Source organism: Pimelobacter simplex, from assembly GCF_900114845.1.
In the GTDB taxonomy this organism is placed as follows: domain Bacteria; phylum Actinomycetota; class Actinomycetes; order Propionibacteriales; family Nocardioidaceae; genus Nocardioides; species Nocardioides simplex.
In genome coordinates, this window is sequence record NZ_FOUK01000002.1 from 161,962 (window position 1) to 183,185 (window position 21,224).

The 21,224-nt window shown below is 73.6% G+C and carries 17 protein-coding genes; 5 read left to right on the top strand and 12 right to left on the bottom strand.

The window, feature by feature from the left end; translation table 11 throughout:
• Positions 1 to 45: 45 nt before the first annotated feature.
• A complete protein-coding gene (gene serA, locus BM223_RS08355; RefSeq protein ID WP_038678465.1) occupies positions 46 to 1,242 on the top strand; it encodes a phosphoglycerate dehydrogenase in 1,197 nt (398 codons plus the stop codon).
• Positions 1,243 to 1,279: 37 nt separating this feature from the next.
• Here the strand turns inward: serA and BM223_RS08360 are convergent, their stop codons facing one another.
• The 4 genes from BM223_RS08360 to BM223_RS08375 form a co-directional block, all read right to left on the bottom strand.
• The gene (locus BM223_RS08360) at positions 1,280 to 2,062 is read right to left on the bottom strand and encodes a hypothetical protein (protein ID WP_038678464.1); all 783 of its coding nucleotides are present in this window, start codon (positions 2,060 to 2,062) and stop codon (positions 1,280 to 1,282) included.
• 272 nt (positions 2,063 to 2,334) lie between these two features.
• Complete coding sequence (gene speB, locus BM223_RS08365; protein ID WP_038678461.1) at positions 2,335 to 3,273, bottom strand: agmatinase; 939 nt, start codon at positions 3,271 to 3,273, stop codon at positions 2,335 to 2,337.
• The gene (locus BM223_RS08370; protein ID WP_038678459.1) at positions 3,270 to 4,589 is read right to left on the bottom strand and encodes a flavin monoamine oxidase family protein; all 1,320 of its coding nucleotides are present in this window, start codon (positions 4,587 to 4,589) and stop codon (positions 3,270 to 3,272) included. Before BM223_RS08370 ends, speB begins: the two co-directional genes overlap by 4 nt.
• Before the next feature lie 142 nt (positions 4,590 to 4,731).
• The gene (locus BM223_RS08375) at positions 4,732 to 5,676 is read right to left on the bottom strand and encodes a helix-turn-helix domain-containing protein (protein ID WP_307723156.1); all 945 of its coding nucleotides are present in this window, start codon (positions 5,674 to 5,676) and stop codon (positions 4,732 to 4,734) included.
• A gap of 93 nt (positions 5,677 to 5,769) precedes the next feature.
• On the opposite strand from BM223_RS08375, the gene BM223_RS08380 reads away from it, so the two are divergent.
• A complete protein-coding gene (locus BM223_RS08380) occupies positions 5,770 to 6,057 on the top strand; it encodes a hypothetical protein (protein WP_038678458.1) in 288 nt (95 codons plus the stop codon).
• A gap of 90 nt (positions 6,058 to 6,147) precedes the next feature.
• On the opposite strand, the gene rpsA is transcribed toward BM223_RS08380, so the two are convergent.
• Positions 6,148 to 7,620, bottom strand: a complete 1,473-nt coding sequence (gene rpsA / locus BM223_RS08385) for a 30S ribosomal protein S1 (RefSeq protein ID WP_038678456.1) — start codon at positions 7,618 to 7,620, stop codon at positions 6,148 to 6,150.
• A 146-nt stretch (positions 7,621 to 7,766) separates the two neighbouring features.
• Between rpsA and BM223_RS08390 the strand changes: the two genes are divergently transcribed.
• From BM223_RS08390 to BM223_RS08400, 3 genes are read left to right on the top strand one after another with little or no spacing between them, the layout of a single operon-like run.
• Positions 7,767 to 8,597 carry a class I SAM-dependent methyltransferase gene (locus tag BM223_RS08390; protein ID WP_038678453.1) on the top strand — a complete coding sequence of 277 codons (831 nt, stop codon included), beginning with the start codon at positions 7,767 to 7,769 and terminating at the stop codon, positions 8,595 to 8,597.
• A 30-nt stretch (positions 8,598 to 8,627) separates the two neighbouring features.
• Positions 8,628 to 9,326, top strand: a complete 699-nt coding sequence (locus BM223_RS08395; RefSeq protein WP_038678451.1) for a class I SAM-dependent methyltransferase — start codon at positions 8,628 to 8,630, stop codon at positions 9,324 to 9,326.
• Between the two features lie 4 nt (positions 9,327 to 9,330).
• A complete protein-coding gene (locus BM223_RS08400; RefSeq protein WP_038678449.1) occupies positions 9,331 to 10,356 on the top strand; it encodes a hypothetical protein in 1,026 nt (341 codons plus the stop codon).
• A gap of 25 nt (positions 10,357 to 10,381) precedes the next feature.
• Here the strand turns inward: BM223_RS08400 and pgfA are convergent, their stop codons facing one another.
• The 7 genes from pgfA to BM223_RS08430 form a co-directional block, all read right to left on the bottom strand.
• The gene (gene pgfA, locus BM223_RS08405) at positions 10,382 to 11,374 is read right to left on the bottom strand and encodes a cell envelope lipid trafficking protein PgfA (protein ID WP_038678447.1); all 993 of its coding nucleotides are present in this window, start codon (positions 11,372 to 11,374) and stop codon (positions 10,382 to 10,384) included.
• Positions 11,375 to 11,388: 14 nt separating this feature from the next.
• Positions 11,389 to 12,615 carry a glycosyltransferase family 4 protein gene (locus tag BM223_RS08410; RefSeq protein ID WP_052138513.1) on the bottom strand — a complete coding sequence of 409 codons (1,227 nt, stop codon included), beginning with the start codon at positions 12,613 to 12,615 and terminating at the stop codon, positions 11,389 to 11,391.
• Positions 12,612 to 13,400 (bottom strand): glycosyltransferase, encoded by a 789-nt coding sequence (locus tag BM223_RS08415; RefSeq protein ID WP_038678445.1) that lies wholly within the window; start codon positions 13,398 to 13,400, stop codon positions 12,612 to 12,614. The genes BM223_RS08410 and BM223_RS08415 overlap by 4 nt, the downstream gene beginning before the upstream one ends.
• A 96-nt stretch (positions 13,401 to 13,496) precedes the next feature.
• Positions 13,497 to 13,631 carry a hypothetical protein gene (locus BM223_RS30040; protein WP_255319126.1) on the bottom strand — a complete coding sequence of 45 codons (135 nt, stop codon included), beginning with the start codon at positions 13,629 to 13,631 and terminating at the stop codon, positions 13,497 to 13,499.
• A 52-nt stretch (positions 13,632 to 13,683) separates the two neighbouring features.
• Positions 13,684 to 15,351: an MmpA family trehalose lipid delivery protein gene (locus BM223_RS08420; protein ID WP_052138512.1), complete on the bottom strand. Its 1,668-nt coding sequence runs from the start codon at positions 15,349 to 15,351 to the stop codon at positions 13,684 to 13,686.
• On the bottom strand, positions 15,348 to 17,114 hold the full coding sequence (locus BM223_RS08425; RefSeq protein ID WP_038678443.1) for a hypothetical protein: 1,767 nt from the start codon (positions 17,112 to 17,114) through the stop codon (positions 15,348 to 15,350). Before BM223_RS08425 ends, BM223_RS08420 begins: the two co-directional genes overlap by 4 nt.
• Complete coding sequence (locus BM223_RS08430; RefSeq protein ID WP_038678441.1) at positions 17,111 to 21,166, bottom strand: alpha-(1->3)-arabinofuranosyltransferase domain-containing protein; 4,056 nt, start codon at positions 21,164 to 21,166, stop codon at positions 17,111 to 17,113. The genes BM223_RS08425 and BM223_RS08430 overlap by 4 nt, the downstream gene beginning before the upstream one ends.
• Positions 21,167 to 21,224: the final 58 nt, after the last annotated feature.

Genomic DNA, 21,224 nt, shown 5'->3' on the forward strand with positions numbered 1-21,224 from the left:
TGGGCTGAGGCGGGGTCCGGGCCGCGGCGCCGGTAGGATTCCGATGTGAAGGCACTGCTTCTCGAGAACATCCACCCGGCCGCCGTCGAGACTCTGGAGTCCCGCGGCTACGAGGTCGAGCTGCGCACCGGCTCCCTCTCCGAGGACGAGCTGATCGCGGCCCTCGCCGGCGGGGTCCAGCTGCTCGGCATCCGGTCCAACACGACCGTGACGAAGCGGGTGCTCGACGAGTCCCCCGACCTGCTCGCGATCGGCTGCTTCTGCATCGGCACCAACCAGGTCGACCTCGTGGCGGCGGCCGAGAAGGGCATCGGCGTGTTCAACGCGCCGTACTCCAACACGCGCAGCGTCGTCGAGCTGGTCATCGCCGAGCTGATCGCGCTCGCGCGCCGGCTGCCGGAGAAGACCCAGCGCATGCACGAGGGCACCTGGGACAAGTCCGCCAAGGGCAGCCACGAGGTGCGCGGACGCACGCTGGGCATCGTCGGGTACGGCAACATCGGCACCCAGCTCTCGACGGTCGCCGAGGCGCTCGGCCTCAACGTCGTCTTCTACGACACCGCCGACCGCCCGGCGCACGGCACCGCGCGCCGGATGCGCTCGCTCAAGGACCTCCTCGCGGTCGCCGACGTCGTCAGCCTCCACGTCGACGGGCGGCCCGGCAACGCGGGCTTCTTCGGCGCCGCCGAATTCGCGGCGATGAAGCCGCGGGCCCTCTTCCTCAACGCCTCGCGCGGCATGGTCGTCGACTACGAGGCGCTGCGCGACAACCTGATCTCCGGCCACATCGCGGGGGCGGCGGTCGACGTCTTCCCGGCGGAGCCCAAGGCCCAGGGCGACGCCTTCGACTCCGTGCTGCGCGGGCTCGACAACGTCATCCTGACGCCGCACATCGGCGGCTCCACCCAGGAGGCGCAGGAGGAGATCGGCTGGTTCGTCGCCGAGAAGCTCGCCCGGTTCGCGCTCGAGGGCAGCACCGCGCTCTCGGTCAACCTGCCCGCCGTCCTGCCGCCGGAGCTGCCCAGCGGACGCCGGATCGGCCTGCTCCACCGCAACCTGCCCGGCGTCCTCGCCGAGCTCAACGCGACCTTCGCGACCGCGGGCGACAACGTGGTCGACCAGCACCTGGCCACCAAGGACGGCCTCGGGTACGTCGTCACCGACGCCGCCGCGCCGCTCTCGGCCGAGGCGATCGACACGCTGAGCAAGGCCGAGTACTGCATGTGGGTGCGCACCTGGTGAGCAGCAACGTCTGAGGCGCCGCAAGCAATTCGCCGTCTTAGGCCTCGCCACCCGGAACGAACGGCAGCGCGAAGTCTGAATCGTGCAGTTCATCGTCAGCCATGAGGTGGCCGGGGCGTCCAATACGTGCCATCACGTCGTTGGTCAGTCCGTCTGACAATGAGACGTTGCCTGCGCCTGGCCACACCAGCGCGAGCGATCCTCCGGCGACCGAATCGACCTCTGCCGCCAAAGCCGCCGCCGACTTGGTGGCTCCAGCGCTCGGGACGATGACGTGAACGTAGAGCGACCCTAATGTCCACGTCACGACGTTGATGGTCCCCATGATGGTGATCGTCCCCGACTCGACCTCCTGCTGAGCAGCGTGAACCTGACCGTTCGAGCCCGGCGTCCGGATCCCAGGCGTGAACCTGGTCAGCGCGACACGGACCTCGACGCCTTCTGGAACGTCTCCGTCTCGGTGGAACTCCGCGACGAGCTCCGGATCGATCTCGAGCTTGGCCTTTCGGTCAAGGTGCGCGCGCATGACAGCCGTTCGGAACGCCCAGCGTGCGAAGCGCTTGCACTCGCGCTCGCGCAGGTGCGACCGCCGCCGCAGGGCAAGAGCCACGACCGTCGGTTCCGCGGCGGAATCTACGTCGTTGAGCCAGCCGTTGTTGCAGGGCGCGCAGACCCCGTTCAGGGGCTGGTCCAACGGGTCGACCCGATCGAGCTGCCTCACTGTCACCACCTCATCGGGGAGCATCAGCGTGTGCCTCACACCCGGGGTGGACTCGATGTACTTCTTGAGAGCCTTCCGGTGCAGGTGCTCGCGACTCATCTTGTTCGTGGTAGACCCGCAGAAGATGCAACCACGACCGGGCCCGGCGCCGCCTCCACTCATGATCACATTCTGCCCGGCACCACGGACGATCTCCCGGAGCCGAACGCAGCGAGGGGCCCGATCTCAGTGGAGATCGGACCCCTCGCGCAACCTCTGCCGATGTGGTCGGACCACTGTTCACGGATCACAGTCGCCACGCAGGATCGAGACCTGCCGCGGCCCGACCGGCACAGGGGCGGGACGAGACGGGCATCGTAGACGCCGAGCCGTCAGGCAGGCTTGCCCGGCAGCACTGACAGCATCTCGTAGGCCACGTGGGCCGCGGCGATGCCGGTGATCTCGGCGTGGTCGTAGGCCGGCGAGACCTCGACGATGTCGGCGCCGACGACGTTGAGCCCGTCGAGGCCGCGGAGCACCTCGAGCAGCTGGGCGCTGGAGAGGCCACCGGCCTCGGGCGTCCCGGTGCCGGGGGCGAACGCCGGGTCGAGCACGTCGATGTCGAGCGAGACGTAGACCGGGCGGTCGCCGAGGCGATCGCGCATCCGGTTGATGATGTCGTCGATGGGTGAGCGCACGAAGTCGCGCGCGTGGACGGCGGAGAAGCCGAGCTCCTCGGACTCGTCGAGGTCGAGCTTGCTGTAGAGCGGCCCCCGGATGCCCATGTGCATCGCGTGGGAGAAGTCGATCAGCCCCTCCTCGGAGGCGCGGCGGAACGGCGTCCCGTGCGTGTAGGGCGCCCCGAAGTAGGTGTCCCAGGTGTCGAGGTGCGCGTCGAAGTGGAGGACGGCGATGGGCCCGTGCCGCTCGTGCTGGACCCGCAGCAGCGGCAGCGCGATGGTGTGGTCGCCGCCGATGGTGAGCAGCGTGCGCGAGGTGCCGGACAGGTCGCGGGCGCCGGCCTCGATCGCCGCGATGGCCTCGTCGAGCGAGAACGGGTTGACGCCGAGGTCACCGGCGTCGGCGACCTGGGCGCGGGCGAACGGCTCGCTGTCCTGGGCCGGGTTGTAGGGCCGCAGCAGCCGCGAGGACTGGCGGATGTGGTTCGGGCCGAACCGCGCGCCGGGACGGTAGGAGACGCCGCCGTCGAAGGGCACGCCCCAGATCACGGTGTCGGCGTCCTTGACGTCGCTCAGCCGCGGCAGCCGGGCGAAGGTGGTGTCGCCCGCGTAGCGCGGGACCTGGGTGGCGTCGACGGGTCCGACGGTCATGCGGTGCCTCCGGGGGTGGGGTCGTTGTGGTCGAGGATCTCGGTGGCTCCGCGCTTGCCGGACTCGATGGCGCCGTCGATGAAGGCGCGCCAGCGGGTGGCGGTGTGCGAGCCGGTGAAGTGGACGCGGCCCTCGGGACGGGCGAGCGCCTGCTCGTACTTGGCGAACTGGCCGGCCCGGAAGGTCGCCCAGGTGCCGTAGGAGAACTCGTCGTGCACCCAGTCGTGGCTGGCGGCGTCGACGACGACGGCGTCGGGCGCGTACTCGCGCACCGCACGCTGGACGTCGGCGAGGTCGCTCGCGTCGACCCGGTCGTGCTCGGGCGCGAAGCAGACGAGCACGGTGCCCTGCGGCGACTCGTGCATGGCGCCGACGTAGTCGAACGCCGTGCCCCAGCCGTAGCCGCTGATGTCGTCGGGCACGCCGGTGGCCAGTGCCCAGACCTTCTGGCCCTGGCCGGCGTGGTTCTCGTGGGAGGCGGCGAGCTTGTCGGCCGGCAGCGCGGGCTCCCAGGTGATGTCCTTGAGGACGCCGATCGGGACGGTGACGAGCACCCGCGCGGCGCGCGCCACTCCCCCGTCGTAGGTGACCGTGACGCCGTCGTCGTCCTGGACGACGCTCCGCACGGGCGCGGAGAGCCGGAGCTCGCCGGCGAGGTCGGCGCGGATCGCGTCGGCGAGCGACCTGGTGCCGTCGGTGAACGTGTAGCCGAGCACCGAGGCCTGGACCATGCCCCACAGCGAGTTGTCCATGGACGCGCACCAGCGGATGATGTCGAGCGCCGAGCCGATCGACTCGTGGGCGTTGGCGCAGCCGCAGAACCACGAGATGAGCAGCTCGCGGGCGTTGCCGGTCAGGCCGGCGTCGTCGGCCCACTGCTCGATGGGGACGTCGAGGTCGGCGAGGTCCTGCTCGGACAGCCGCCGGGTGACGTCGAGCCGGTCGCCGGCGGCGAGCAGCTGGCGCACGGCGTGCTCCAGCTCGCCGTACTCGGCGGGCGTGCAGGGCAGCAGGGTGTCGAGCACCTTGCCGTGCGCCGACCAGGTCATCCGGTCCGGCAGCACCGAGTCCTCGATCGGGACGCCGTAGCGCTCGACCTCACCCCAGACGTGGGTCTGCTGGGGGACGATCCAGGTGCCGCCCATCTCGAGCCCGACGCCGCCCAGCAGGTCGGTGCGGTACCAGGTCGAGCCGCCGATCCGGTCGCGTGCCTCGAGCACGAGGACGCTCCTGCCCGCCTCGCCGAGCTCGCGCGCCGCGGTCAGGCCGGAGAACCCGGCCCCGATCACGATGGCGTCGTAGTGCGGATGGTCCATGGGGGTGGCTCCTCGTCACCGGAGAAACTGATTGCCCGTTCAGGGTGACGCGGGTCACCGGGCACCGGCAGGGGCCGAACCTCCAAAGTCTCCGAAGGCCTTTGGAGGAACCTCTAAAGGCGCGTTCCGCCGGCGGGTCCGGTCAGCAGGCGAACTGGCGCCGGTAGCTCTGCGGGCTCACGCCGCGCACCCGCACGAAGTGGTGGCGCAGCGTCGCCGCGTTGCCGAAGCCGACCTCGCCGGCGATCCACTCGACCGGCTGCTCGGTGCGCTCGAGCAGCTCCTCGGCCGCGGCCACCCGCTGCCGGGTGACCCAGTGGTGCGGCGTCGTCCCGGTCTCGTCGCGGAAGCGCCGGGCGAAGGTGCGCGGCGACATCAGCGCCCGCTTGGCCAGCGCCTCGACACCGTGGTCCTCGCCGAGGTTCTCGAGGATCCAGGTGAGCAGCGGGCCGAGCGTGTCGGCCTCGCAGTCGGGCACCGCCCGGGAGATGTACTGCGCCTGTCCCCCGTCGCGGTAGGGCGGGACGACGGCCCGCCGGGCGATGATGTTCGCGATGCTCGCACCGTGCTCCTGGCGCCAGATGTGCAGTGCGGCGTCGAGCCCGGCCGCGCTGCCGGCACCGGTCACCACCTGGCCAGCGTCGACGTACAGCACCTCGGGGACGACCTTCGCCGCCGGGAACTCGCGCTGGAGGCGCTCGGTGTACATCCAGTGGGTCGTGCACTCGCGGCCGTCGAGCAGGCCCGCCTGACCGAGCATGAAGGCGCCGCTGCACACCGACAGGATCCGGGCGCCGCGGTCGTGCGCGGCCCGGATCGCCTCGATCACGGCATCGCTCGGCTCGGCCTGCTTCATCGCCGGGACGCCGACGAGGTCGGCCGTCGCGACCCGGTCGAGGCCGTGCGCGGCCTGCATCGAGAAGCCCGCCGAGGTGCGCATCGGGCGGTCGTCCTCGGCGCACACGGCGAAGTCGATCGGGGGCACGCCGTCGGCGGTGCGGTCGATGCCGAACGCCTCGCAGAGGATGCCGAGCTCGAACGGGGCGACGCCGTCGAAGGCGAGGACGGCGACATTGGTCAGGCTCACCGGACCACCATCGCACCGCACTGGCAGGAAATCAACGCAAACCGGCATTGCTGCCACTGGTGGCAGAAATGCGCTGAGAGAATGATTACTGCCATGAACCTGGCCACGAACCTCCTCGCCGTCCTCCTCCTCGTCATGATCGTCCTGGCCCTGGTCATCTGGGTCCGCCGCGACGACCTCAGCACCGGCCGCGACCTGCACGGCGAGCGCCGTGCGGCCCACCGCGACCGCACCCCCGACACCCGCACGATCGTCGCCCGTCCCGCTGCCGCGCGGGCCGTCGCCGACGCGCCGGCCCGCGAGGTCCGCCCCGCGACCCCGCGGCGCACCGCTCCCCCCGCGCGCGCCGTCCGCGCCACCTCGCGGCCGGCGACCAAGTAACGCCCCCACCGAGAAAAGCCGAAGGCCCCGACCATCAGGTCGGGGCCTTCGTGCTTGCCGTCAGCAGACGATCACACGATCGTCAGGCGATCAGTTGCCGCCGGTCAGCTTCTCGCGGAGCGCCTGCAGCGCCTCGTCGGAGGCCAGCGAGCCGCCGGTCTCCTCGGCCGGAGCGGAGGAGTACGAGTTGGCCTCGCCCGCCTCGATCTCGGCCTGCTTGGCGTCGGCCTGCTGCTTGACGTGGGCCTCCCAGCGAGCGTGCGCCTTGGCGTACTGCTCCTCCCACTTCGCACGCTGCTCGTCGAAGCCCTCGAGCCACTCGCCCGTCTCGGGGTCGAAGCCCTCGGGGTAGATGTAGTTGCCCTGCTCGTCGTACGTGGCCTCCATGCCGTAGAGCGTCGGGTCGAACTCCTCGACGTCCGCGGCGGCGGTGGTCTCGTTGGCCTGCTTGAGCGAGAGGGAGATCCGGCGACGCTCGAGGTCGATGTCGATGATCTTGACCATGACGTCGTCGTTGACCTGGACGACCTGCTCCGGGATCTCGACGTGGCGCTCGGCCAGCTCGGAGATGTGGACCAGGCCCTCGATGCCCTCCTCGACGCGGACGAACGAGCCGAAGGGCACCAGCTTGGTGACCTTTCCGGGCACGATCTGACCGATCTGGTGGGTCCGGGCGAAGTGCTGCCACGGGTCCTCCTGGGTCGCCTTCAGCGACAGGGAGACACGCTCGCGGTCCATGTCGACGTCGAGGACCTCGACGGTGACCTCGTCGCCCACGGTGACGACCTCGGACGGGTGGTCGATGTGCTTCCACGACAGCTCGGAGACGTGGACCAGACCGTCGACGCCGCCGAGGTCGACGAACGCACCGAAGTTGACGATCGAGGACACGACGCCCTTGCGGATCTGGCCCTTCTGGAGCTGGGTGAGGAAGCCGTGGCGGACCTCGGACTGGGTCTGCTCGAGCCAGGCACGGCGCGACAGGACCACGTTGTTGCGGTTCTTGTCGAGCTCGATGATCTTGGCCTCGAGGGTCTGACCCACGTAGGGCTGCAGGTCGCGGACCCGGCGCATCTCGACGAGCGAGGCGGGCAGGAAGCCGCGCAGGCCGATGTCGATGATGAGGCCGCCCTTGACGACCTCGATGACGGTGCCCTCGACGACGCCGTCGGCCTCCTTGATCTCCTCGATCGTGCCCCAGGCGCGCTCGTACTGCGCGCGCTTCTTGGACAGGATCAGGCGACCCTCCTTGTCCTCCTTCTGGAGGACCAGGGCCTCGACCTTGTCGCCCACCTGGACGACCTCGGACGGGTCGACGTCGTGCTTGATCGACAGCTCGCGCGAGGGGATGACGCCCTCGGTCTTGTAACCGATGTCGAGGAGGACCTCGTCCCGGTCGACCTTCACGATGGTGCCGTCGACGATGTCGCCGTCATTGAAGTACTTGATGGTCTGGTCGATGGCGGCCAGGAAGTCCGCCTCGGAGCCGATGTCGTTGATCGCCACCTGGGGGGCGTTGTCATCGTACTGTCCGGCCAGCGGGGTCGAGAGGGTGCTCGTCATGTGGAGGATAGGTCCTTGGGTGGGCAGAAGTAGTCGGAGTGGAGTCCCGTGCCGCACGATCCGATGAGGATCACGAAGGCACAGACACTCCAGGGTACGCGGGAGGCGGTGCCGGAGTCCAACTCGCGACGGCTACTGTTGCTCCTGTGGAGCAGGCCGTCCAGACACACTGGCCCCATCCCCCTGTCACCGCCCACCGGCGGTCGGTCTCCGAGGAGGAGTCCCGGCTGGCCAACGGCGCCGACTGGGATCGGTACGCCGACGAGTACCAAGCCACCCACGGGGGCTACCTCGGCGACGTCGGCTTCCTGTGGGGACCCGAGGGGCTGACCGAGGCCGAGGCCCGGATGCTGGGCGAGGTGCGCGACCGCGACGTGCTCGAAGTGGGCTCCGGCGCCGGCCAGTGCTCGCGCTGGGTGCGCAGCCAGGGCGGCCGGGCCGTCGGGCTCGACCTGTCGCACCGCCAGCTGCAGCACTCGCTGCGCATCGACGACGCGACCGGGCTCGACGTCCCGAGCGTGCGCGGCACGGCGACCCACCTGCCCTTCGCCGACGACTCCTTCGACGTCGTCTTCTCGTCGTTCGGCGCGCTCCAGTTCGTCGCCGACATCGACCGCGCAGTCGCCGAGACCGCCCGGGTGCTGCGCCCGGGCGGGCGCTTCGCGTTCTCGATCACCCACCCGACGCGGTGGATGTTCCCCGACGACCCCACCGAGGACGGGCTGACCGCCACGCAGTCCTACTGGGACCGCACCCCCTACGTCGAGGTGGACGACGAGACCGGCGCGACGTCGTACGCCGAGCACCACCGGACGCTCGGCGACTGGGTGGGCCTGCTCGCCGGCGCCGGCTTCCGGCTCACCACCCTCCTCGAGCCGGAGTGGCCCGAGGGCAACGAGCGGCTCTGGGGCGGCTGGTCGCGGGTGCGCGGCGCGCTGACGCCGGGCACCGCGATCTTCGGCGCCGACCTGTCCTAGGCGTCGCACGCCGTGTCCTAGGCTGCGCACGTGGATGCGGAGGAGATCGCCAAGTCGGCCGCGCTCGAGCACCGGCACTGGTGGTACGCCGCACGCCGGGCCCTCGTGCGCCGGACCGTCGGGTCCTGGCCGGCCGGGCGCGCGATCGACGTCGGCTGCGGCATGGGCGGCAACACCGCGGTGCTGCGCGAGCTCGGCTGGCAGGCCGTCGGCGTCGAGTACACCGCGACCGGCGCCGGCATCGCGGCCTCCCGCGGGATCCCGGTCCTGCGCGGCGACGGCCGGCAGCTGCCGGTGGCCGACGGCTCGGTCGACCTCGTCATGTCCACCGACGCGTGGGAGCACATCGACGACGACGTCGCCGTCGCCCGCGAGACCTTCCGGGTGCTGCGCCCGGGCGGGCGCGCGCTCGTCGCCGTCCCGGCCGGGATGGCGCTGTGGAGCGGGCACGACGTCGCCCTGGGCCACGTCCGGCGCTACGAGCGCCAGCAGCTCGCCGACCTGGTCACCGGGTCCGGCCTGGTGATCGACGACCTGTGGTCGTGGAACGTGCTGCTGCGCCCGGTCGTCCGGGCCCGGCGGCGCAACAAGGACGTGCCGCAGAGCGAGATGGAGGCGGTGCACCCGGTGCTCAACGCCGGCCTGCGCGCGGCCGTCGGGATGGAGCGGGTGCTCCCCCTCAAGCGGCTGCCGGGCGTGAGCCTGGTCTGCCTCGCGCACAAGCCGTGACGCCGTGACCGCGCCGCCGCCGCACCGCTGGGTGGCCGATCCGCGGATCGGCTGGCGGATCCTGCTCACCGCGACGCTCGCCGACCCGGTCGCCCCGGACGCGCTCGCCGCTCCCCTGGCCGCGCTCTGCGACACCCAGGGGTGGGCCTACGAGGCGCCGCGGCTCGCCGGGGCCCGGGACCTGCTCGCGGACTCCCCCGTCCCCCTGCTCGTCGGCGTCGACGGCAACGACGTCGTGCTCTCGGCGCACCACAGCGCGGTCGACGGGCTGGGCCTGCTCACCGTGCTCGACCGGCTCGGCCTCGGGCCGGCGACGTCGTCGGCCCGCGGCACCGGACCGCGGACGACGACCGGCGGGCTCGCGCGCACGGTCGCCCGCCGCCTCGCCGAGGTCGCCCTGCGGCCGCCGTCGGGCGTCGTCCCCCCGGACCGGCCCGTGGCGGACCACGGTGACGTGCTCGTCAGCGCCACCCTGCCGGGCAGCCACCGCACCGCGGAGCTCGTGCACGCGGCGGCGCGCGCCGTCGTCCGGCACCAGGAGGAGCGGGGGCGCCCGGCGCGCCATGTCGCGATCGCGATCGGCGCGACCCGTGATCCCCGCCCGGACGCTCCCCCGGACCACGACGAGGGCCGGATCGAGGACCGCAGCGTGCTGCTGCGGCTGCGCGACGTCGAGCGCCTCGACCTCGACGCGATCCGCGCCGCGATCCGCACGGCTCCGCTGCAGACCCCGCCGGCGCCCGCCGAGCGGCGGCCGTGGAGCCCCGCGCTCGACCGCGCGACCACGGCCGGGCTGCGCCTGCTGGGCCCCCGGCTCGGGTCCACCCTCCTCGTCTCGCACCTCGGCGAGGTCACCGCGCCCGCGGTGGAGCGGCTCGCCTTCCACCCGGTGACCGCGGGCGGCACCGGGCTCTCGCTCGGCGCGGCCGGTCTCGGCGGGCGCACCGTGCTCACCCTGCGCGGCCGCGCCGCCACCTGGAACGACGACGGCCTCGAGCAGCTGCTCGAGGCCGTCATCTCCCTCCTCTAGAGAGGAGTCGGTGGGGCGGGGTCGGTCAGACCCCCGCCATCGCCCGGTCGCGGTGCGCCGCGCCGTTGTCGCCGCCCTTGCCGGAGCGACCGAGCAGCACGCCGCCCGCGGTGAGCGCGAGACCGAGCACCAGCAGCAGGAGCGGGAAGAGCAGCTTCATGCCACCCAGCATCGTGGCGTTGCCCTTGGCGTCGCTGACGAGCTTGTCGACCTGGTCCTGCGTGTACTGGACGGTGCCGGTGAACGCGGGCACCGCGGTGCCGTCGTACCGGAGCTCCTGGACGCGGTCCTCGACCCGGTTGACCGGCGAGCCGGTGGTCGGCTCGACGTAGAAGGTGCGGGTCATCTGGTACCACATCTCGGCCGTGACGTTGCCGGTCGCGGCGGGGTCGAAGACCGAGGCGGGCACGTCGCGGGTCTCGACCATCGTGTCGGGGATGGTCTGCACGAACTTGTAGACCTTGAGCCCGTCGATCTTCTCCTCGCCCTCGAACGTGGCCGGCACGGCCTTGCCGAGGGTGTCGTCCCAGACCGGGTAGTCCTTCTTCTCGGTCGCGAACGGGAACTTGTAGACCAGGCCCTCACGGGTGACGTCGACGCGCTCGGTCTTCTGGAAGTCGCTCGCCAGGGCGACCTCCTCCCACGAGCCGCACTTGGCGCAGTCGACGGCCGCGCCGGTCTTGCCGTCGAACGGCGTGCGCTCCTGCGACTGCTGGAAGTTGGCGCCGCCGACGCGCTTGACCGTCGTCGAGTTGACCCAGACCACCGTGTCGCCGGAGGCCTTGACGCCGCTGTCGGCGATCGTGAACGACGTGATGTCGAGGTCCGAGGTCTCGGTCTTGAGCACCTCGGGGTCGGAGTTGAAGATCTGGGCGCCCTTGGCCTCGAGCTTCGTGGTGCCCTTGTAGTCGGGCGGCACGTTGGCGAGCACGGGGTAGGCGTAGAAGCGGACCAGGGCGGCCGCGACGATCAGGAAGACACCGAGTCCGACGGACACGGGGGCGAGCTTGCTGCGCATGGCGGAGATACCTCTCAGACAGCCACGCGAGCATCGCGTGGAGAACGGTCGGGCCGCGCGTCGGCGGACCCGAGGAGCAGGGCGGTCAGGTCAGTGGCGTTGCGTCGCATCTGCGACCAGTCGAACTGGTGGGCCCAGCTGCCGCACGCCTCGGCGCGGAGCAGGCGGGTGGCCGGGTCGGCCGCGTCGACGAGCGCGCTCTCGAGCGCGTCCGCGAGACGTACGACGAGCACGTCGGGGTCGTCGCTGTCGGGGACGAGCCAGCCGCTCTCGCCCGGACGGATGGAGTCGCGCAGCCCGGGCACGTCCCGGGCCACGGTGGGCACGCCCCAGGCGGCGGCGTCGATGACGGCCTGGCCCCAGCCCTCGGCGTCGGAGCCGCAGACGTGCACCGAGGCCCGGGCGAGCAGGGCGTCCTTGGCCGCCGTCGGCAGGTAGCCGTGGAAGCGCACCCGGCCGGCGAGCCCGCGCTCGGCGACGAGCGCGACCAGCCGGTCGTGCTCGGGCCCCTTGCCGACGACGTCGACCCGCAGGTCGCGCCCGGCCAGCGCGGGCCGGCCAGCGACCTCGTCGATCGCCGCGAGCACGAGGTCGACCCGCTTGTGCGTGACGAGCCGGCCGAGGACGACGATCCGGTCGGGGTCCTTGGCCGCCGGGTCGAGGTCGGCCGCCGACGGGACGTCGGCGCCGTTCTCGAGGATCCGGATGTCACCGGACCAGCCGAGCTGGCGGCGCATCTCGTCCCGCGTGGACGGCGAGACGGCGGCGGTCACGTGGTGCCGGTAGACCCGGCGCATCGCGACCCGCTCCATCCAGCGGCCGAAGGCGGCCACCGGCGCCGGGAAGTGCACCGCGAACTGCGCCTGGTGCACGTGGTGCACGATGAGCAGCGCGGGCGTCCCGCGGCGCAGCACCAGCGGCGAGAACGACGGCAGCCCGCAGGCCGGGTCGATCACCGCGTCGATGCGGCGCCGGTGGCGCAGCAGCCAGGTGAGCGCGAACAGGTAGAAGGTCAGCGCCCCGCCACCGCGCCGCACGGCGATGCCGTCGCGGGTCTCGCGGGCGGCCTGACCCTCGTCGCGGGCCGTCACGAAGTGCACCTCGGCACCCGCCTCGCGCAGCGCGCGGGCATACTGCCAGGCGTAGATCTCCGCCCCGCCGGCGAGCGCGTGGTCGAGGTCGCGCCAGTTGACGACCACGATGCGCTGCCCGTCGAGACGGTGCGGCTGTGGGCCGCTCATCCGTGACCTCCGAGCGGCAGCGCCACGGGCAGCGGCACCGCGGTCGCTGCCGGTGCGGCAGCGGGGACCGGGCGCTCGAACGCGCGGCGGCGCCACGCGATGCTCGCGAGCTCGACGAAGGCACCCGCGCCGTGCCGGGCGGGCACGAAGGTCGAGCCCGGGACGTCGGTCCAGGTCACCGGGATCTCCTCGATCCGGGCGCCGGCGGCGAGCAGCAGGACGAGCAGCTCGACGTCGAACGAGAAGCCCCCCGTCCGCATCTCGCCGACGACCCGCCGGACCAGGTCACCGCGGAAGAACTTGAACCCGCACTGGGTGTCGGCGACTCCCGGGACGAGCCGTCCGGCCAGGCGGCGGTAGGCCGCCGCGCCGGCCGAGCGGGTCCGGCAGTGCCGGGCCTCGGTGTCGCTGCCGGCGAGTGCCCGCGAGCCGATCACGACGTCGGCACCGAGCAGCAGCCGCCGCCAGGCCTCCTCCATCGCGTCGAGCCCCGTGGCGCCGTCGGCGTCCATGAAGCACACGAGGTCGGCGTCGCTGGCGAGAAGCCCCGCGCGGACCGCGGCACCCTTGCCGCGGCGCGCGCACCGCAGCACCCGCACCGGCAGTGCGGACGAGTCCGCCGCGCGGGCGACCTCGGCGGTGCGGTCGGTGCTCGCGTTGTCGACGACGAGCACCTCGACCCGGCCGAGCACCCCACGGTGCGCCGCCACGTGGCGACGCAGGTCGCGCAGGGTGCGCGGCAACCGGCCTTCTTCGTTGTACGCCGGAATGACGATCTGCAGCATCGGACCCTCCCAAGCCGTCTGCTCAGCACGCCTCCCCACGAGGGGGACGCGTGAAGGACACCGCGTGACCCGCCGGAGCGGGACGCGGCGAGCGACCTACTTGCTGTCCGAGTAGCTGTAGAGCTTGTCGTTGCTGACGGTCTTGTGCTCGCCCTGAGCGGCGTTGACGCCGGCGACGAGGACGGCGGTCGAGGCGAGAGCCCCGACGACGGTGGCGATAATCGTGTTCATTGCGCAGGTCCCCTCCCAAAGACCGGCACAGAGCATTCACTCCCCATGACTTTCATGAATGTGATGCTCGTCTCCCAGACCGGAGTATCCCCGCGCAACCGACCAAAAGCAAAAGAATCGCCAAACCGTGACCAACCAGGACGAATATTCGCCGGGCGGTCCCCGCGTGCGGTCCGGCCTCGGCCGCGACCGGCCCCCCGGCGGCGAGGTCGACCAGGGTGAGCCCGCCGCCGTCGTAGGCGATCTCGCCGGCGGGGACGTCGATCGAGCCCATGCCGCGCTCGACGAGCACCCACCGCACCCCGGCGGCGCGCAGCGCGCCGGCCGGGTCGTCGTCGGCGAGGGCGAGGGTGACGGCGATGACCCGCGGGTCCTCGGGCGGCACCACCCGGTCGGTCAGCCTCACCCGGTCGTCGACGACGACCTCCCCCGGCAGGAAGCGCGGGGCGGGGTCGAGGACGGCACGGCGGTGGTTCCAGTCGTAGCCGCGGTAGGAGCCCGCCCAGGGCAGCACCACGGTGGTCTCGTCGTCGCCGACGAGGTGGGCGACGTCGTCCCACGCGCGCGGGTACGAGGAGCGCTGCAGCTCGCCGAGCGCCCCCCAGGCCAGGCTCGGCAGCAGGAGGAGCGGCGCGACGACGAGCAGCGCGACCCCGCTCCACAGGGCCTGGGTGCCCGGCCGGATCCGGTCGCGCAGCCCGGTCGCGGCGTGGGCGACACCGACCGCCAGCACCAGCCCGAGCGGCGCGAGGAAGCGCTGGGAGTCGCGGAGCAGCGCCAGCCCCGGGACGCGGCCGGCGACGCCCTCGAGGAGCCCCGCGCCCCCGGGCACGGCCGGCAGCAGCGCCAGCGCCACGGCGGCGGCGCCCAGGGCCAGCCAGCGGCCGCGGTCCGGCCCGGCGCGGCGCAGCCCGGCGACGGCGGCCACGGTGAGCAGGCACGAGAGGAGCACCAGCAGGGCGCTGGTCCGCTCGGGCGGGACGACCGAGGTCTTCCAGGTGCCGCCCAGCGAGAGCACGCTCGCCAGCGTGCCGGCACCGGACTCCGCGCGTGCCGCGAAGCCGGCGAAGACGCCGTCGGTGCTCACCCGGGCGGTCTCGGCGGTGAGCGCCGGCACCAGCCAGGTGAGGTTCGCGGCCACGGCGAGCCCGGCGACGCGGAGCCAGGTGCCGGCGTCGCGGCCGAGTGCCAGCACGGCGAGCACGCCCACCGCCATCACCCCGCTCGACGGGCTGCACACCGCGGACAGCACGAGGACCACGGCGGCGGGCCTCCAGCCGGAGCGGTCGGCGCGCAGCCGGAGAGCGGCCCGGGCGACCCACGGCAGCAGCAGGTAGCCGAGCAGGATCGCCCACTGCCCCATGAGCAGCCGCTCGTGGACCCACGGGTTCCAGCAGAAGAGCGTGATCGCCGCGGCGCGCGCCCACCAGCGCTGGTCGGCGACGAGCCGCGCGACACCGAGGCCGCCGGCCACGAAGCCGCCGACGAGCAGCAGCCGCTGCACGACGCTGCCGGGCACGACCTGCGAGACGACCGAGACGATCGCGTCCATCGGGACGGCGCGCGGCAGGGCGCCGTCGAGGCCGAGCCAGCCCGCCTTCCACGGCTGGTGCGGGACGAACACCATGTCGCCGAACAGCCAGTAGCCCCCGCCCAGGAGCAGCGGCCCCAGGATCAGGACGGTGACCCCGGCGGTGACGGCGAGGTCGGCGCGCCTCACGGCTGCTCCGGGAGCCCGGCCTCGACGCCGGTGATGCAGACCGTCGACCGGCCGTCACCCCGGAACGTGAGGCCGTCGACCGTGCCGGGCAGCTCGGGCAGCACCAGCCACATCTCGTTGGGTCCGCGGGTGGCGAGGAACTCCGCCTCCCAGTCCCCCGTCGTCACCTGGATGGTCGACTCCTCGGCCGAGAAGTACGCCACCCGCACGGCCACCCGGCCGTCGATCGGGACGACGAACTCGACGTCCTCGGCCGCCGCGCGCACCGGGTAGCCGCACGGCTCGTCCGGCCCGGGCTCGGCGGGGATCGCGCCGTCGAGCTCGACGGGGCGCAGCGTGCCGTCGTCGGCGACCTGGCGCAGGCGCGCCGACGGCTCGTCGAAGCGCAGGTCCTCGGGCAGCGGCGCGAGGATGCGCGAGAGCAGGGAGTCCCGGCCCACCAGCGGCAGCACGACGTCGGCCGGCGCCAGCCGGTCGAACAGGACGACGGTCGGGTCGGCCGCGAGCTCGGCGCGGAGCGTGGTGACGAACGCCTTGTCCTCGGTGTTCTGGAAGTGCGGCACCAGCAGGGCGGTGCCGGCGGTCGAGGCGACCGCGACGGCGCCGACCACGCCGGCCACCACGGCGGCACGGACCCGGCCGGACGCCGCGGCCAGCGGGCGCAGGCCCAGCCAGGGCGGCGAGCCGCGCAGGCTGAGCGCGACGCAGAGGACGGCCGCATGGATCGTGTCGGACGAGTAGCGCGGGTCGAGGCCGATGATCGAGCCGAAGCCGGCCCGGCCGGAGAGCAGCAGGAGGAGATCCGCGGCGACGTACCCGACGAGCAGCGCGAGCCCCCAGCGGCGGGCCGGTCCGCCGCGGCGCAGCAGCAGCGCGGCCCCGGCCAGCGCCAGCACCGCCGACACGATCACCACCCACAGCGCCGGGCGGACGGCTCCGCCGTCGAGCTCGCCGGCCCAGGGACCGCCGAGGATGCCCGGCACCACGTTGCGCCCGACGAACGAACCGGTCACCTCGAGCCGCTGCCGCCAGGTGCTCTCGCCGCCCTCGACGTCGGTGAGCAGGCCGTGCCCGACCAGGAAGCCGGCCAGCAGCAGGACCTGGGCCAGCCAGAGCCACCGGAAGCGCCGCAGCGCGGCCCACAGCCGGCGCCAGCCGGTCGCCTCGTCGGCGAGGGCCACCGCGACGCCGTACAGGACCGGCGCGATGAGCACGGCACGCTCGTGCCAGAGCAGGCCGAAGGCCGTGGTGGCGACGATGGCGGCCAGTGCCCACCCCGGGCGGGCGTCGCCCTGCCGCCAGCGGACGAGCAGGAGGACGGCGAGCAGCGAGCAGAGGACGTGGGGCCACAGGCCCATCGCGGCGCTCCACCACAGCGTCGTCGCGAGCGTCAGCGGCGCCCACGCGAAGAGCGCGAGCAGCACCACCCGGCTCCACCGCTCCCCCAGCAGCCGGGTCAGCAGCAGCCACAGCACGACCGTGGCCGCCGTCTGCAGGACGAGCACGAAGACCGCCACCGACGCCCAGCTGTACGGCGCCGCGTGCGCCACCAGCCAGTAGGTCAGCTGCTGCAGCGGGTTGACGTGGCCGGCGGTGTCGCGGACCAGGAAGCCGAGGGTCAGGTCGGCGTCGTAGGCGCGCCCGGAGAGGTAGAAGTCATCCTGGTTGAACCAGGACCCGCCCAGCAGCACGGCGCGCGCGACCACCATCGACAGCAGGACGCCGAGCGCGGCCAGGCCCTGGCGGCCCTTCCAGGCGCTCACGAGGATGCTCCCGGCGCGGGGCGGTGGCTGCCGCGGGTCCGGTGGGCACGCCGCGCGGGGCGCCCCAGGACCAGTCCGGCGACGAGCCCGACGGCGAGCCCGGCCGCGACGTCCGCCGTCCCGGCGACGAACCGGCCACCGCCGAGGGCGTCGAGGCCGCCGGACGCGGCGAGCAGCACCGCCGCGGCGAGCGGCGTGCGGAGCGACGGGCGCAGGAGCGCACCGGCGAGGACGCCGAGCGCGGCGACCGGGCCGAGCAGCAGGAGCGCCGCGGCCAGCGCGGCGGCCCACCACGGCGCGGGGCTCGCGGGCAGGTCGGGCGGCCAGGGGGCGAGCGCGGGCAGCGGGGCCCGCCGGCGCCGGGTCAGCAGCAGCCAGCCGAGGCAGACCGCGCCCGCGAGCAGCACGCCGCCGCTGACCGCGAGGCCGAGCGGCAGCACGACGTCGTAGGTCCGCTCCGGGGCGTAGCGCAGCTCGACCTGGGCCGGCCCGGAGCCGGCGGGGAGCAGCCAGCCCTGCTGCCAGCCGTCGACCCGGATCGGCGCGAGCTCCTTGCCGTCGAGCTCGGCGACCCAGCCGGGGTTGAAGTTCTCGGGCACCGCGAGCAGCGCCTCGGGCCCGCTCCCCACAGTGACGGCGCGACGCGTGTCGTCCCAGCGCTCGATGCCGACGGAGCGGGTGGCGGGCGCCGGCGGGTCCTCGGCGGCGACCGGTGTGATCGCGGCGTCGAGCAGCTCGAACTCGGCGGTCGGGTCGATCCGGAGCCGCTGGGGACCGGACGAGAGGCGCGGGGTCGCGTCGTCGCCGCACGAGGTGAAGGTCAGCGGCGTGCCGTTGACGAGGTCGGCCATCGTGCCGGTCACCTTGGTCGGGATGGTCCGCCCGCCGAGCTCGATCGGCGGGCCGTAGCCGCAGACCGCACCCGTCGGGATGTCGGCGAGCAGCGGCCGGGTCAGCCGGACGCCGCCCAGCTCGAGCTCCGGCACGACCACGTGGCGGGCGCCCGGCGCCTTCTCGAAGCGGATCTGGAGCTCCCGGGTGCGCAGCGGCTTCAGCGGGACCGGCTCGCCCCCGCCCAGCGCGACCCGCTGCACCCGCCTGCCGGACGTGACGACGGCGGCCACCGGCCCCTCGCCGCCGGCCGGGGCCACGGTGAGGGAGGTGATGGTGCGGAGCTTGCGCCAGCGGAACGTGAGCGTCGGGTAGAGGTCGCCGTCGTCGGACACCCAGGCCGTCGTCGACTGACCGTCGTAGGCGAAGCGGGCGGCGACCTTGGGGTCGTCGCCGTAGGCCGAGGTGGCGCGCACCGGGGGTCGGCGCTCGACCTGGTCGAGCAGCCGGGCCGTCTCGGGCGTGCTGCGGGCCAGCACCTGGCCGGTGATCCGGACGATCGACGAGCCGCTGACGTCGAAGCTGCGGTCGAGCCCGCCGCCCTCCTCGGGCTGGCGGATCCGGGTGACGTCGCAGTCCGGCGTGGTCAGGGTGATGAAGCAGGCCCGCCGGCCGGGCGTCGTGCCGAAGACGCGGGGGGCGTCGGCGGGGGCCGCGCCGGGCAGCGCGAACGTGCGCCGCGGCTCGAGCCCGTCGACGGCGAGCTCGCGGATGCCGATCCGCGCGGTGCGGGCCGACGTCGCGGCGGCGACCACCCGGACCCGGATGCTGGTCACCGGCCGGCCGTCCAGCGCGACGACGACCGGCGCCCCCGAGGCGCCGACCCGGGCCCGCACGCGCTGGCCGCCCGCGTCCACCTCAAGGGTGCGGATCGGCACCACCTGGCTGTCGGCGGCCACCGGCGTGATCGTCACCTCGCGGACCGAGCGGGGCGCGTCGAGGTCGAGCCGGATCCACTGCTTCTCCGGTGCGGTCGCCGTCGAGCTGATCCAGCGGGTGTCGAGGTCGCCGTCGATCGCGGCATAGGGGGCCGAGGCCGGCGTGACCGGCCCGAAGTTGTCGGCATAGCCCTGCGCCGACGAGGCGACGACCCCGGTCAGCCCGTCGTACCGGGCGACGACCTGGGGCTCGTCCGGGCCGGCGGGGAAGTCGTGCGCAGCGCGGTCGACGCGCCACGGCTCGGTCGCGGTCATCAGCGCGGACAGGCCCTCGTCGTTGTTGCCGAAGGCGCGCTCGCGGCGCTGGTCGCTGTCGGTGACCAGGTCGGCCGGCCGGGTCCAGCCCGGCTCGCCCTCCAGCACCGTGGGCCGGTCGGCCTCGACCAGGCCGGAGGTCTGCCCGAGGAGCACGCTCTCGGGCGCGCCGCGGACCGTGCGGACGTCGTCGAGCGCGGTCGCCCGGACCAGCGGCTCGCGCTGCGGCACCCGGAACACCTCGACCTCCGGCTCGCCGGACTCGGTCTCGCCGTAGCCGGCCACCCGCTGCAGCCCGGCCTTCGCCAGCGACACGGCCGCGCCACCGGGGTGCGGCGAGCGGGTCAGCCCGCGGAGCAGGTCGCGGCGGAGCACCACGTGGCCGATCCCCACCCGGGCCAGCTGGTCGACCAGGGCCGGCGTCACCCGCCCGGTCGCGATCGCCTGGTCGAGCGCCGAGAGGTAGCGGATCGACTCCCCCGGCACCAGCGGCACCTGGGTGCGGCTGACGACGTCGACGCCGCCGAGGATCGCCAGCGGCTCGTCGAGGGTCCAGCCCCAGGCCTGCTGCGCGAAGCTCGAGCCGGGGACGACGAGGGTGCGGTCGCCCTGCGCCGGGTCGTCGTCGCTGCGCTGCGCCACGAGGTAGTCGCGCGCCTGCTGCCAGGGGCTGGAGATCTCGGTCCAGCCCGGGGTCCGGGTGGTGCTGCCGAGGAAGGGCTGACCGAGCAGCGCGACGAGCAGCAGCGGGGCGAGCAGCAGCGCGCCGCGGGCCGGCTCGAGCCGGGGCCGGGCGGCCAGCAGGCGCTGGACGAGCACCGCGACCGCCGTACCGAAGCCGAGGGCCAGGGGCAGGCGCACCACCGGGTCGATCTTGTGGACGTTGCGGAAGATCTGCAGCGGCCCGTCGAGCAGCCCGCGCATCGCGTCGGCCAGCGGCGTGCCGGCCGGTCCCCCGTGGGCGACCGTCAGGCAGCCCAGACCGATGAGCGCGGCGAGCGCGAGCGGCCGGCGGACCGGTGCGTCCATCAGCGTGAGCCCGGCCAGGCCCACGCCGGCGACCACGGCCGCCACGACCACGAGCAGCGGGTCGGTCGCCAGGTCGAAGGCGGCCGGCCACCACGGCTGGTCGCCGGAGAGCAGGTACCCGAGCCACGAGGAGTCGCCGCGCGCCGCCTCGGACCAGCCGATCAGCGAGGTGGTGTCGCGGGCGGACTCGACGTACTCGAAGAAGGGCGGGGCGTAGCGCGCGAGCACGAGCAGCGGCAGGGTCCACCACAGGCAGGCCGCGGCGACCGCGCCGCCCCAGCCGGCGGCGAAGCGCCAGGTGGTGAGCCGGCGCCGGGCCCCCCACACGACCAGGATCGCCGCCAAGGGCAGGCAGGCCGCCGTCTCGACGGCGTTGACGCCGCCCATGCAGACCACGGCCGCGCCGCTGAGCAGGGCGGCCTGGCGCCCGGTCAGCCGGCCGCGCAGGTGCAGGAGCACCGTCAGCACGAGCCACGGCATCACCGCGCCGGGCAGCGACTCGGCGGTCTGGACGGTGACCGTGCCGAGCAGCCGCGGCGACAGCGCGAAGACCGCGCCGGCGAGCAGCGCCGGCAGGTCGGCCAGGCCGATCGCGCGACCGACCCGGCGCGCGCCCTCCCAGGCCACGATCAGGACGAGGGCCGACCAGAGCCGCTGGCCCACCCAGTCGGGGACACCGAGCAGGTCGCTCAGCCAGAACCACGTGCCCTGCGGGAAGAGGTAGCCGTAGGCCTGGTTCTGGAACTCGCCGAAGTTGGACTCCGGGTGCCACAGGCTGAAGGCACCGGCGAGGAAGTCACCCGGCCGCTGGGTCAGCTCGGCCCGGGTGTCGTAGGTCGTGGCGCCGGGCTGCTGGAGCAGCATGAGGACGACGACGAGCGCGTACAGCGCCACCGCGACGCTCGCTCCCCGCACCGTCGACCCGGATCTCTCCGCCATCCCCACCTCCTCCCGAAGCGCGGGTGTCACTGTAGGAGACGGGCCCGCGCCACGCAGG